The sequence below is a fragment of the Actinoallomurus oryzae genome, assembly GCF_039541955.1.
GTDB classification, from domain to species: Bacteria; Actinomycetota; Actinomycetes; order Streptosporangiales; family Streptosporangiaceae; genus Actinoallomurus; species Actinoallomurus oryzae.
In genome coordinates this window covers 124,660-137,655 of record NZ_BAABHF010000013.1, presented here as the reverse complement: position 1 = coordinate 137,655, position 12,996 = coordinate 124,660, and the positions used below count along the sequence as shown (strand labels likewise).

11 protein-coding genes are annotated in these 12,996 nt (G+C 72.0%); 3 read left to right on the top strand and 8 right to left on the bottom strand.

Annotated elements, in window-relative coordinates; translation table 11 throughout:
* Positions 1–231 precede the first annotated feature (231 nt).
* Positions 232–996, bottom strand: coding sequence for a polysaccharide deacetylase family protein (locus ABEA10_RS09050; protein WP_345460016.1), 765 nt, complete (start codon positions 994–996; stop codon positions 232–234).
* Between the two features lie 228 nt (positions 997–1,224).
* Between ABEA10_RS09050 and ABEA10_RS09045 the strand changes: the two genes are divergently transcribed.
* A complete protein-coding gene (locus ABEA10_RS09045; protein WP_345460013.1) occupies positions 1,225–2,427 on the top strand; it encodes a hypothetical protein in 1,203 nt (400 codons plus the stop codon).
* Between the two features lie 279 nt (positions 2,428–2,706).
* Here the strand turns inward: ABEA10_RS09045 and ABEA10_RS09040 are convergent, their stop codons facing one another.
* From ABEA10_RS09040 to rodA, 4 genes are all read right to left on the bottom strand, one after another.
* On the bottom strand, positions 2,707–4,767 hold the full coding sequence (locus ABEA10_RS09040) for a catalase (protein WP_345460010.1): 2,061 nt from the start codon (positions 4,765–4,767) through the stop codon (positions 2,707–2,709).
* Positions 4,768–4,894: 127 nt separating this feature from the next.
* Positions 4,895–5,056 (bottom strand): hypothetical protein, encoded by a 162-nt coding sequence (locus ABEA10_RS09035; RefSeq protein WP_345460007.1) that lies wholly within the window; start codon positions 5,054–5,056, stop codon positions 4,895–4,897.
* A 172-nt stretch (positions 5,057–5,228) separates the two neighbouring features.
* On the bottom strand, positions 5,229–5,603 hold the full coding sequence (locus ABEA10_RS09030; protein WP_345460003.1) for a hypothetical protein: 375 nt from the start codon (positions 5,601–5,603) through the stop codon (positions 5,229–5,231).
* A 138-nt stretch (positions 5,604–5,741) separates the two neighbouring features.
* The gene (gene rodA / locus ABEA10_RS09025; protein WP_345460000.1) at positions 5,742–6,929 is read right to left on the bottom strand and encodes a rod shape-determining protein RodA; all 1,188 of its coding nucleotides are present in this window, start codon (positions 6,927–6,929) and stop codon (positions 5,742–5,744) included.
* A 271-nt stretch (positions 6,930–7,200) separates the two neighbouring features.
* On the opposite strand from rodA, the gene ABEA10_RS09020 reads away from it, so the two are divergent.
* Positions 7,201–7,371: a hypothetical protein gene (locus tag ABEA10_RS09020; protein WP_329253555.1), complete on the top strand. Its 171-nt coding sequence runs from the start codon at positions 7,201–7,203 to the stop codon at positions 7,369–7,371.
* A 9-nt stretch (positions 7,372–7,380) separates the two neighbouring features.
* Here ABEA10_RS09020 and ABEA10_RS09015 read toward each other — a convergent pair whose 3' ends face one another.
* On the bottom strand, positions 7,381–10,599 hold the full coding sequence (locus ABEA10_RS09015) for an NACHT domain-containing protein (RefSeq protein WP_345459997.1): 3,219 nt from the start codon (positions 10,597–10,599) through the stop codon (positions 7,381–7,383).
* A 115-nt stretch (positions 10,600–10,714) separates the two neighbouring features.
* Positions 10,715–11,335, bottom strand: coding sequence for a nucleoside/nucleotide kinase family protein (locus ABEA10_RS09010; RefSeq protein ID WP_329253562.1), 621 nt, complete (start codon positions 11,333–11,335; stop codon positions 10,715–10,717).
* Positions 11,336–11,413: 78 nt separating this feature from the next.
* Between ABEA10_RS09010 and ABEA10_RS09005 the strand changes: the two genes are divergently transcribed.
* Positions 11,414–11,800, top strand: coding sequence for a VOC family protein (locus tag ABEA10_RS09005; RefSeq protein WP_345459992.1), 387 nt, complete (start codon positions 11,414–11,416; stop codon positions 11,798–11,800).
* A 28-nt stretch (positions 11,801–11,828) separates the two neighbouring features.
* On the opposite strand, the gene ABEA10_RS09000 is transcribed toward ABEA10_RS09005, so the two are convergent.
* Complete coding sequence (locus ABEA10_RS09000; protein ID WP_345459989.1) at positions 11,829–12,974, bottom strand: FAD-dependent oxidoreductase; 1,146 nt, start codon at positions 12,972–12,974, stop codon at positions 11,829–11,831.
* Positions 12,975–12,996 lie beyond the last annotated feature (22 nt).

Sequence of the window (12,996 nt, the reverse complement as noted above, 5' to 3'; positions counted from 1 at the left end):
GGTCCGCCGCCCGATCCCGGTCCGCCGTCCGGCGTCGTCGCCGAGGCTGGGGGAGACACGTGACCGTGCCGCCCGCAGCGTCCAGAGACCGCCCGGAGAACCCCGTACCGTCGAGCGACGGGCGAGGGTTCCCGGGCGGTCGCGCATAGGCCGCCGCAGGCTCGTCGCAGGGGTGTGGCGCGGCCTCCGTGGTGCACTCCAGCCGGTTCGCCGCCGCGGACGACCGGTGGGTCAGAGGGCGACGAACGTGAGGCCGCGCTTCTGCAGGGTCGGGATGACGGTGCGCAGAGCCGCGATCGTCTCGGAGCGGTCGCCGCCGCCGTCGTGGCAGAGCAGGATGTCGCCCGGCTTGGCGGCCAGCAGCGTTTGGCTGATGTGGCTCGTGCCGGGACGCGCCCAGTCACGGGGGTCGACCGCCCAGTCGATGTTGATCATGCCGTGCTCGGCGGCGGTGTCGAGCACCTGGTTCGACCAGGCGCCGCCGGGGGAGCGAAAGAACTTCGGCGCGACCCCGGTGGCCTGCGCGATCCGGTCGTGCGCCTCGCCGATCTCCTGCTTGATCTTGCTGGATCCCATTCCCGGCAGGTCGAGGGGGTGCGTCATCGTGTGGTCCGAGACCTGGTGTCCCGACGTGACGATACGCTTGACCAGCTGCGGAAACTCGATCACTTGCTCGCCGATAAGGGAGAACGTCGCCGGCACCTTGAACTCCGCGAGCAGGTCCAGCATCTTCGGCGTCCAGGTCGGGTGCGGCCCGTCGTCGATGGTCAGCGCGACCGCCGTGGGCGGGGCGGGCGGCGTCAGGTCCTTCAGCCCGTGCACCGGACGCTGGAGCGCCTGGATCGGCCCCTTGGCGTACCCCGGGTCCGGATGGCGGTGCACGGCCGTGGGGCGGGCCCGGAGCTTGCGGGACCTCGTGTCCGGCTGGACCGCCCGTACGATGACCGGCCCGCCTCCGGCGAGAAGGCCGACGGCGCCGGCGGCCACGGTAAGCATTACCTGACGTCGGTCAAGTCCGCCCATTGTGCCTCCCCGAGTGTCGGTCCTCTTTGGTGACTTGCCCCGACATGAGAATGCGGATACTCCCCGCCAGGTTCATCCTTCGGTGAAGGAAGAGTATTGCCGCGTCCTCGGGCGTACCGTCGGTTTCCGTGGCGTGTCGCCGACCGTGTCGAAAAAGGGGGCGCCGTACCAGGATCGCCGCCGCGAGGCCATAATCGTGTGGTGTTCGGAAACGGACCGCGCTTCCCCGTCATCGAGTCGACGTGCGGCTGGTCGGCGGCGCCCGTGGTCAGCGACGACCTGATCCTGCTCGCGGGCGGTGCGAGCGGCCAGGAGGTCGGCGACGCGCCGATCCTGCAGGCGATCGACCACGAGAACGGCGCCGGCGAGCGGTTCCGGCTGACCCGCGAGACCAGCGGCCGGGAGATCGAGCCCGGCGAGATCACCACCACTCCGGGCGGTGACATCGTCCTGCCGGTCTACGAACACGACACCTCGCTCCACGTCATGCGGATCACACGCGAGGGCGCCGTGCGCACCGTGGACGCCCTGCCCGACGACGAGCCGTACGACATCGTCGCGTACGACCTGGGCAGCAAGCTCCGCGTCGCGGTCCGCGCCCTGGACGACGAGGGGTACCTGTGCTCGTGGCTGTACCGGCAGGGCCGTCGCCAGGGCATCACCTACCGGCGCTGGGGCGAGGACGGTTACCTGTGGGGCAGCGAGGAGTGGCTGCTGTACGCGAGCGACGACATCGTCGTCGGCGCGACCTCCCCCGACTACGGCCGGCCGGGGCCGGCGCAGCGCTGGGTGGGCCGCGACATCGCCACGGGCGCCACCCTGTGGTTCACCGACACCGGGGGGTACGTGCTGGCGGGGCGGGCCGGTGACGCGCTGATCGCGGTCGATCTGGCCTCCTTCGACCGCTCCGACCGCGGGGAGCGCGACGAGGACTTCGTCACCTGGGCGCACGACACCGGCGTCCACGCCATCGACCTGGCCACCGGCGCCCGGCGCTGGACCAGCACCGTGCCGGGCCGGGTGCACAGCGCGGCGGTCGGGCCGGACGGAGTGGCACTGTGCGCGGAGTCCGCCGACGACGGCACCTGGCGGGTGCACCACCTCCGCCTCGACGGCGCGTACGCGGGTGTGACGCCGCTCGGAGGGCACGCGTGCGTGGTCGCGCGTACGGCGGAGCACACGTTCGCACTGGTCGAGGGGCAGTGGCTCATGGCGCTGGACAACCCCGGCACCGCCGCGCCCGGCGCCGCCGAGCCCTGGACCATCCCGATCCCGCTCGGCGGCCTCGCCCCGAGCTACGCCGCACGGGTGGCCGACATGCGACTCGACACGGTGCCGATCACCCTCGCCGGCACCCGCTGCCACCTACGCGGAATCGACAGCCTGCAGATCATCGAGATCTGAAACGGGCGTCGTGCGTGCTGATCGATCTCGGCGACATCAGTTGTCACGCGCCAACCGGAGGAAGCAGCGGCGCCGCGGTGCCGGCGGGAAACAGACGTCTACGTCATCGCCGATCAGGCGGAGGCCCGGGCCGGGTGAGCGATGAGAGGACGCTGACAGGGTGGCGGTCCGAGGCCGGGGACAAGCCGTTGACCTGTGTGTATAGGTCTCGGCCCGTTCAGTCGCACGCCGCGACGAGGGCGGCCTCGGCCCGGTGGGGCCGGGGCCGCCTCGCGCCGCTCAGGCGGGTACGGCGGCGGTCTCGCGGTTAAAGTGGCGGTGGGCCGCCACGGCGTCGCCGAGCTCCTTGACGAAGGCGCCGTCCGGCCGGTCCGTGACCACGACGCCCTGGTCGAGGCCGCCGTCCGGGACGTGGGCGGTGGACAGCAGCTCGCGGCCCTCGCCGAGCGCGCCGATCGCCTTGTAGTGCTTGTACGCCTCGGTGAGGAAGTACACCGCGCTGCCGTCCTGGGACAGCGTCCGTACCGACTCCGCGCCGCCGGGCACCACCACCGCGTCGTACAGCACCGAGTCGACCGTCGGCAGCGCCCGGGTGACCTCCACGGACGCGCCGTCGGCGGACCGTACGGCGCCGTCGCGCGGGGCCAGGACCTCCGGGATCGCCCCCAGGTCGCGGAGTCCGTCCCGTACCGCCCCGACGTCCTCGGCGCTCACCCCGTCGGCGACCAGGATCGCGATCTTGCGGGTGGCGGGGCTGTGGGCGGTGTTGGCCTGGCTCAGGGCGGGCGAGCTGCGGCCGTGGTTCTCGGTCACCGGCTTGTCCGGCGGCTCGACGCCGACCCCTTCGGCGACCGCGACGGCGAGGTCGTGGTCGACGTGGTTGAGGTTCTTCACCACGCCCTCGCGCACGTGGTGGTGGTCGACCTTGCCCAGCTCGAACCGGAACGCCGCGACGATGTGCTCCTTCTCCCAGTCCGCCATGCTGTTCCAGAACAGCGTGGCCTGGGAGTAGTGGTCGGCGAAGCTCTCGGGGCGCCTGCGGATCTTGTGACCGGCCAGGTACTCAGGGAAGTGCGTGTACGCGTTCTCGTCGGCGAGGGCCGGGCAGCCGCCGCCGAGGGAGTTCTTGTGGTACATCGCACGGCTCTCCGGGATCCGCGTCTGGTGCGGCCCGTCCTGCTGGTGGTTGTTGACCCGTGCGAGCGGCTGGTTCACCGGCAGCTGCGGGAAGTTCGGCCCGCCGAGCCGCAGCAGCTGGGTGTCGAGGTAGGAGAACAGCCGGGCCTGGAGCAGCGGGTCGTCGGTGAAGTCGATGCCCGGCACCACGTTGCCCAGGTGGAAGGCGACCTGCTCCACCTCGGCGAAGAAGTTGTCCGGGTTGCGATCCAGCACCAGGCGGCCCACCGGCCGTACCGGGACCTCCTCCTCTGGGATGATCTTGGTCGCGTCGAGGAGGTCGAAGTCGAACCGGCCCTCCTCGCCCTCGGGCACGAGCTGCACGCCGAGCTCGTACTCGGGGTACTGGCCGGACTCGATGGCCTCCCACAGGTCGCGCCGGTTGAAGTCCGGGTCCTTGCCCGCGACCTTCTGGGTCTCGTCCCACACCAGCGAGTGCGTGCCGAGCTTGGGCTTCCAGTGGAACTTCACGAACGTGCCCTTCCCGGCCTCGTTGACGAGCCGGAACGTGTGCACGCCGAACCCCTGCATCATCCGGAAGCTCCGCGGCAGCGCCCGGTCCGACATCAGCCACATCATCATGTGCATGGTCTCGGGCTGGAGCTGCACGAAGTCCCACAGCGTGTCGTGGGCCGAGGACGCCTGCGGGATCTCGTTGTGCGGCTCGGGCTTCACGGCGTGGACGAAGTCGGGGAACTTGATGCCGTCCTGGATGAAGAAGACGGGCATGTTGTTACCGACGATGTCGAAGTTGCCCTCCTTCGTGTAGAACCGGGTGGCGAAGCCGCGGACGTCCCGTACGGTGTCGGGCGAGCCGCGCGACCCGGCGACCGTCGAGAAGCGCACGAAGGTCGGGGTGCTCGCCGAGGTGTCGCACAGGAAGCGCGCCCGCGTGTACTCGGCGAGAGACTCATAGAGCTGGAAGTGCCCGTACGCCCCCGCGCCCCGGGCGTGCACGACCCGCTCCGGGATGCGCTCGTGGTCGAAGCGCGTGAGCTTCTCGCGGAAGTGGAAGTCCTCCATCAGCGTCGGTCCGCGCTCGCCGACCGTCAGGGAGTTGTCGGTCTCGCCGACCGGAATCCCCAAGTCCGTGGTCATCTCGGAGGCGCACGGATCGGTCCGATAGGCGTCGAGCTGACGTTGCTTGTCATCCGGAGATGTCATGTCTTCCCCCCGATCGAGTTCCGCCCGGGGCCGGGGCGGCGAACGCGATGTCTGGGCCCCTCATCCCCAGACTAAGCCGCAGGTCACGGCCGGTTCACGGGGGTGAGGGGCCCAGGGGCGGGCGGGCTCAGGCGTTCAGTGCCGCGTGCACCATCGCCAGGATGTCGGCGGCCATCAGCACTCCCAGCCCGGCCATGCCCAGCCGGTTGTCGTTCCGGGGGAACATCGCGACGAGCAGGGCCACACCGCAGACCATGACGATCAAGACGCAGATGGCAAGAGTGGACATGGAGGTGTCTCCACGTGGAATCGGCGGACGGCGGAAGAGACGCCGTCCGTGGATGACACGGGGTCCCGTCGGACACCGCGGGCGCGAGCCGGCCCGGCCGGGCGGTCCTCCCGAGACCGCCCCGCCCGAGAGACCGTCCGGAACCCTCCGGGCAGTCTCCGAGGGCCTGTGCTCACGGATTCGCGGTGAGAAGGCCCTGGACCGGTGGCGAGGCCGGGGGAGCCCGGCCGCCGCGCGGCGGGCGGCCCGGGGCTCCTCGCGCGACCCGTGCCGGGCTCCGGCGGCGCCGGCGGCCGAGCAGCAGGACGGCGAGCAGCGCGGACGGCCCCGTCGCGAAACCGTCCGGCCGGGGCGTGCCGAGCCGGAACTGGACGTGGAGATCGAGAACGGCCTGCGGCCCGGGGACACCGGCCGCGGAGGTCACCATCGGGTGGCCACCGCCCGTGCCGGCGCCCGCCTGTGCGGCGCCGCTCAGCCCGAGTGCGAGAACCAGCGCGACCAGCAGGCAGGCCAGCGGCGACCTGCGCGTGCGGTCGGCGGCCGGCATCGAACCTCCTGGTCGGGTGACTGTGCGCTCAGGACCTGGGAAAAGACACGGGGGAACGCCTGGGCGGGCGTCCTCCCGAACCTAGTCCATACCCTTCTTGCCCGGCGCCCAGAACGGCTTGATGCGGTCCCGGCGGGGTCAGGCGAACGTGCGCCGGCGTACGTGGACCGCCTGGAGCAGGCCCAGCGCGACCATGTTGGCGAGCGTCGCCGACCCGCCGTACGACAGGTAGGGCAGGGGCACGCCGGTGATCGGCATCAGGCCGAGGCACATGCCGACGTTCTCGAAGGCCTGGAAGCCCAGCCAGCACGCGACCCCCGCGGCCAGCAGGACGCCGAAGCTGTTCTCGCAGTGGATCGCGATGCGCAGCGCCCGCCACACCACCAGGCCGAGGAGCCCGACGATCAGCGCGGACCCGACGAAACCGAGTTCCTCCCCGGCCACGGTGAAGATGAAGTCGGTGTGCTGCTCGGGCACGAAGTGACCCGCGGTCTGCGGCCCCTGGAGCAGGCCCCGGCCGAACACGCCGCCCGAGCCCACCGCGATACGCGCCTGCGCGGCGTTGTAGCCGACGCCCTTGGGGTCCGCGGCCGGGTAGGCGAAGGCGATGAACCGGTCGACCTGGTACGGCTTGAGCACGTGCATCTGCCAGCCGGCGACGGCCGCCGCCACCGCTCCGCCGGACAGCCCCAGCAGCCAGCGCCTGGAGACCCCGGACACCGCCACCATCGCCAGGATCAGCACGCCGAGGACCATCGTCGTGCCGAGGTCCGGCTGCATGACGATCAGACCGACGACCACTCCCGCGAGCGCCAGGGCGGCGAGCAGGTCGCCGGTCCCGGGCTCGGAGTGGCCGTCGCGCGGCTCGCCGAGCAGGACCGCGAGCACCATGACCAGCCCGACCTTGCCGAACTCGGCCGGCTGGAGCTGGAAGCCGCCGCCCACCTCGATCCACGAGTGGTGGCCCTTGATCGTCGAGCCGAGCGGCGTGAGTACGGCCACGAGGCCGACGCAGGAGGCGGCGTAGAGCACCGGCGCGTACGCGCGGACCAGCCGGTAGTCCAGCATGGACACCGCGAGGGCCAGGACCAGGCCGACCGCCACGGTCAGCAGGTGCTTCTTCAGGTAGCTCTCCGGGTCGCGTCCGGCCTGCAGCAGCCCCGGCCGGGTGGCCGACCAGACGAGCAGCGTGCCCAGCCAGGTCAGCCCGAGGACGGCGCCCAGCAGCACCCAGTCGAGGCGCCGGACCATCGACCGGCGGCCGATCGCGCGCCACAGCGGCGCACGCCGGAACGTGGACAGCGAACCGCCGTAGCCTGCGGACATGCAGGGTGCCTACCCTGCCGGGCCGCGGCGGCGCCCCGATTCCCCTCCCACTCACGCAATTGTTTGACAAGCCCGGTGAGCTGCGGTTTCACTGAAAACGGCGCCTCATGGCGAGGCGTGACGCATGTCCTGAGGAGGTGAGACGGAGTTGAGTTCCTGTCATCCCGGCCGGTGCCTCACCGGCGACGATCCGTCGCACCCGGCATGCGCCACCGCTGACGCGTGACGGGTCCGGCGCCGCGCCCTCCGGCGCGGAGACGGGAGGTCCGTCATGACCATCGTTATCAGCATCCCCGGCGACCTCGCCGCGGCGATCCGTGCCCTGCTCCCGTTCGTCGAGCCGATCGCGCTGGCCATCGCCGGCGCCTGCGGAGCGGGCGTCCTGACGCAGTTCGGCCTGGACCTCGGGTTCCGGCTCGCCCAGCGCGCACTGCGCGCCTGAGAAAGCGGGTCACGACTCCGGGCGGCGCTTGCCGGACGTGGCCGAGCGCAGGCCCGGAGCCAGCCCGCCCAGGTCGGCGTCCGGCCACTTCTGCCGGAGCGCGCGCACCAGCGCGATGACCATCCCCCGGCCGCCGATGCCGGGGGAGGCCTTGCCGGAGAGACGGGTCCACAGGTCGTTGAGGATGTCGACGTAGGCCTCCGACGGCGGCACGCAGGCGGCCTCGCGGAGGAGGTCGACCGTTGTCGCGACCGGGAGCGAGCGGGCGTCCTCACGCAGCCGGAGCAGGACCGGCCGGACCAGCTCGGGGAACGCCGGCAGGGCCTCGAAGCAGGGCGTGTAGTAACGCACCCGTTCCCACGCGGGCGTCTCCTTGGTGTGGTCCAGCAGCGAGAGCAGGTACGCGGGCAGGACCGCGGCGCCCTCGCCCCGGCGCCAGCGGATCTGCTCGCCCATCGCCCGCAGGTACGGCACGGCCTGGAGCAGGAGCATGCCCGTGTGCCAGTTCGGCAGGAAGGCCAGCTCCCTGATCGACAGGCCGAGGTAGCTCGACGCCGGCACGGCGAGGTCGCACTCCTTGGGGTCGTGCGACAGCAGCACGTCGTAGTCGGTGGTGTCCGTCGTCGTGCCGGGCGGGACGATGACGAACGTCTCCAGCAGGCGCGCGGGCGAGCCGTCCTCACGGGTCAGGGTGACGTCGACGCCCTCCTCCCCGCGGCTCACCCGTCCCCGTACGGTGTTCACCAGGCCGCTCCACTCCGACGCGGTCAGCTGGCCCTTCCACAGGTGGCCGTGCTCGATCCAGCGTTCGACGGCGGCGCCCGCGCCGGCGAACATCGCGCGTACGCCGATCCCCTCGGCGGACAGCAGCACGAGCAACACCGTCAGGTTCGCGGAGTAGGCGGCCAGGCGGCGGGTGAGCGGGTGACGTGCCGGCTCGTACGCCGCGTACGACCGGCTCGGATGGGTGTACAGCGCGCCGTCGAGCACTTCGAGCAGGAGTTCGCGGTAGCCGTCGCGGGTCTCCGCGGGCAGCCCGCGGAAGATCGCGGCGAGGAAGTCGGTCACGGGCGCCCGCTCGGCCAGGCACGCGAACGACAGGACCGAGAACAGGAAGCCGTCGTCGAGCCGCCCGGCGGCCGCGGTCGGCCGGTCGCGGACCAGTTCGTGCACTGCCACGAGGTCCCCGAGCGTCCGGTTGGCCAGCCAGGCGACCAGGAACTCCCCGAACGTCGTGTGCAGGAACTCGTACGTGCGGGTGCGGTGGCCGCGGGCGTGCGCCTCGGACCGGTGGATGAAGAAGAACCGGCCGATCGCCCGCTGGGCCAGGCTGAGCGCCGCCTCGTCGCCGGGCTCGGCGGCGCCGTCCGGCTCGGGGCGCAGGAGCGCCAGGTCGCGGTCGAGCTCGGCGTCGGTGATGCTCTGGCGTCCGCGGGCGAACATGCCGAGCGCGACCATGGCCAGCCGGTCCAGCTCGTTCTCGGCCAGCCTGCGCTGCCTGGACGCCGACAGCGACTGGTTGCCGGGGTACTTGCGGATCTCGCGGAGCGCGAAGTCCATCAGCAGCGCCTCGTACAGCTCGGCCTGGCCGAGGCCGGCGTCGCGAGTCACCAGCGCGTTCTCGGTCGCGTCGAAGATCGCGAGCATGAGCAGGAGCAGCGGCTGGCAGGCCAGCTCGCGGTGCGACAGCGCGGCCTCCGGCGTCAACGGGCGCAGCCCGCGCGCCCGCAGCAGGTCGGCGTTGTGCCGCCGCCAGACCTCCAGCCAGTGCCGCACCTGGGCGTCCGTGAACGGCTGGAGCTGGAGCGCGATGCTGCCCGCCGGGTACCGCACCCGGTCGGCGACGACCGTACGGCTCGTGACGAGCACGACGACGGGACGGCCGAGCGCGAGCTGCCGTCGCTGGAAGTCGCGCACCTGCTCCAGGTAGTCGTAGCGGTTGACCCCGGCGGCCTGCAGAAGCTCGTCGAAGCCGTCGAGCATCACCACCGGCAGCGCCCCGGCCGCCGCGTCGAGCAGGTCGTGGAAGGCGACGCGCTCGCCCGTCTGCCGGAAGATCGCCTGTTCGATCTGCTCCTGGATGAGCGACTCGGCCTCGACGTCGCGCAGCTCGACGCGGATCGGCAGGAAGTCCTGCTCGGGCAGGCGGGCGGCGAGGACCTCGGTGAGCTTGGACTTGCCCGAGCCGGGCTCGCCGAGCACCACCAGCGGCACGCGCACCGCGCGCGGCAGCGTGAGGTACCCGGCGAGGAACCTCTCGACGGACGGCACCGGCTCGTGGGCGTCCCACCACTCCTTGCCGGACGGCGTGTCACCCGGGCCCACCTCGGCCGCCTTGCAACGCGGGCTGACGTACGCCTCGCCGAGCGCGGGCAGCGAGACCCACTCCGGCGCGTGCCCGGTGGCGACGAGCGGTTCGGCGAGCGCGGCGCGGTAGGCGCGGATCAGGTGGCTGCGCGGCCGGTCACCGGCCTGCCGGCCCGCCATCTCGCCCAGCAGCCGGCCCACCTCGGCCAGGCCGGCGCTCAGCCCGGACGCCTCGGTGAAGCTGGCCCACACCTCGAACTCGCGGTTGTCGGAGGCCAGCCGGCGGAACGCGTCGTCGTAGGCGCTCAGCGCGTGCGGCGGCATCCGGCGCACGGTGTCCAGGACGCGGTCGCGCTCGCGCCTGGCCAGGGCGTCCCACTCGGGCGCGGCGCGCAGCAGCGTCGTGAGCCGGCGCGACATCAGGTCATAGACGCCCTCGATGGCCTCGCGCGTGCGGGCGTACGGCACGTGCGGCTCGGGCATCGGCAGCCGGTCGCTGAGCAGCCCGTCGATCAGGTCGACGTACCCCTTGGGCGGGCTCTCGCCGTGCGTGAGCCGCTCACCCGCCGAGACGGCGATCTGCTCCGGCGTGAGCGGCAGCTCCGTACGGTCCAGGGTCTCGAAGTAGGAGGAGACCACGAGCACGGCGTGCGCGGCGGCGAGCCGCTGCGTACGGTCGTACCGGGACAGGCCGTTGCGGCGCTCGGAGATCCGGCGCATGGCCTCGTGCCCGAACCGGACCACCTCGTCCTTGAGGTCGAAGAGGTTCGTCGGCGCGGACGGGTCGCCGCCCATCGTCCACGCGGTCGCCGCCCAGGTCGCCAGGCCCGCCGACATCACGCCGTCCAGGAGGCTGACGAGCCGGCTCTGACGATCACCAAGGATTTTCAGCGCGTCGACATAGGTCAACGACTCTGACACATCGTCTCCACACGGCTTTTCGGGGAAGTGGCGGGATGTTTCATCATCGCCCATTCCCGTGCCCCCGGAACAGCGCCGCGTGTCCGCGGGAGCCGTTCCGGGCGGACCTTTCGCCTCATTCGACGAGCGCGGGTCGGTCGGGGTGGTCCATGCGGACGACCAGATCGGCGGTTCCGGCCGGGTCGGCCTCGCGTTCGTACCGTTCGTAGGCCGGTAGCGTCCACGCTTCGTCGGCCGCGACCTTGCGCCGCAGCGCCGCCGGAGAGAGCCACAGATGCACCGTCAGGTCGAACGGGAGCCCGCGGCCGAGCAGGAGCGCGCCGTCCACGAGCACCACCCCGCCCGGCGGCAGCGTCACGTACGCGGCCCGTACGGCACGGTCGGTCTCGCTGTCCCACAGGGCGGGCAGCACCCGGCCCGTGCCCCCGGGGTCGAGCGGCCCGAGGACCTCCCGGGCCAGCGCCCCGGTGTCGAGCCACTCGTCGTAGAACACGTCCGGATCGGTACGGCCGTGCTCGAACCGCAGCGACGCCGGGCGCAGGAAGTCACGCGCGGAGGCGCGCACGACCGCGCGGCCCAGCACCCGCAGCGGCCCGGTCAGGGCGTCGGCGAGATCCTCCGGGCGCGCGGGCGGAGCCCCGTCGACGGCGACCCGGACCCAGGGCGTCCCGGCGGACGCGACGCGGTCGGCGATCTCATCGGTCAGGAGGGCAGGAGTGATCGGCCGGATACGCACCCCGCCATCCTGCCCGCCGGTGCGGGTGTTCCTGGGTACGTACCCCGGGGAGGAGCCCTCGGAGGAGATGAGAGATCAATGTCGATCCAGTTGAACCACACCATCGTCGCGGCCCGCGACAAGGCGGCCTCCGCGGAGTTCACGGCTCGCGTGCTGGGCCTGGAGGTCGGGGCGCCGTTCGGCCCGTTCCTGCCGGTCCACACGGAAAACGGGGTCACGCTGGACTTCATGGAGGTCGAACCGGACCGGATCGTGCCGCAGCACTACGCGTTCCTGGTGTCGGATGAGGAGTTCGATGCGATCTTCGGGCGCATCCAGAACGCCGGAATCGACTACTACGCCGACCCCGCCCACCACGAGGAGGGGCAGATCAACCACCGCGACGGTGGCCGCGGCGCGTACTTCGACGACCCGAACGGCCACAACCTGGAGATCCTCACCCGCCCGTACGGCAGCGGCGGCTGATCGCTCGACAGGACATCGGTGGGGGCGTTCACGGCCGGGATTCGTCGTCGTCCCCGAAGTCGGGCATGTCGTCGGACAGCAGGTGCTCGGCGCCGCCTTCGAGGGCCTTGGCCGTCTCGATCGAGCGGGGCAGCATGGTCTTCTCGTAGACGCCGACCGCGTCATCGACGGTGGCCGCGGTCGCGAGGGCGAGTGCGAGTTCGCTCGCGTCGAGCATGGCGAGGTTGACGCCGACGCCGAGCGGAGGCATGAGGTGGGCGGCGTCGCCGAGGAGGGTCACCGTCGGGTCGTGCGCCCAGGTGTGCGGGACCGGGAGGGCCAAGATCGGGCGGTCGACGTAGGGGCCGTCGTTCCCGGCGATCATCTGGCGCATGCGGGGCGACCAGTGGGCGTACTCGCCGAGCAGCAGGGCGCGGATGCCGTCGGTGTCGCCGGGGGCCAGGCCGTTCGTTTCGGCCCAGTCGACCGGGACTCGCCGGATGAGGTAGACGCGGATGTGATCTCCGCTGTTGCGCTGGGCGAACAGGCCGCGCTCGCCGTCGCCGGCGGCGGCGCTGCCCTGGCCGACCAGCTCGGCGATGTCGGGGTGCCGCTTCTCGACGTCGGAGAACCACGCCTCCAGGAAGCTCACTCCGGTGTACTCGGGGACGGCGGGGGACACGGCCGGGCGTACGCGGGAGAAGGCGCCGTCGGCGCCGATGACCAGATCGGTCTCGACGGTCGTGCCGTCGGCGAACCGCAACCGCCGCGGCCCGTCGGCCGGTCCGCCGACCGTGTCGAGAGCGTGGCCCCAGCGCACGGTCCCCGGGCGTAGGGAGTCGAGGAGCAGGTCGCGCAGCTGGCCGCGGTCGATCTCCGGCTTGAACAGCTCGCCGGCCTCCGGGACCTTGTGGAACGTGATCGTTCCGGCCGGATCGAGCCGGCGCATCTCCTGTCCTTCGGGGCGGGCCAGTGCGAAGAACTCGTCGAGCAGGCCGGCCTCGCGCAGGGCGATCTGGCCGTTGTCGGCGTGCAGGTCGAGGGTGCCGCCCTGGTTGCGCGCGCCGGGGCCGGGGTCGCGGTCGTAGACGGTCACCGGGATGCCGCGTTGCTGGAGGATGCGGGCGCAGGTCAGCCCGCCGGGTCCGGCGCCGATGACGCTGATCCTGGCGCGGGCGGGTGCTGGTGAGTTCATGGGGGTTCCCTTCCGGGGATCA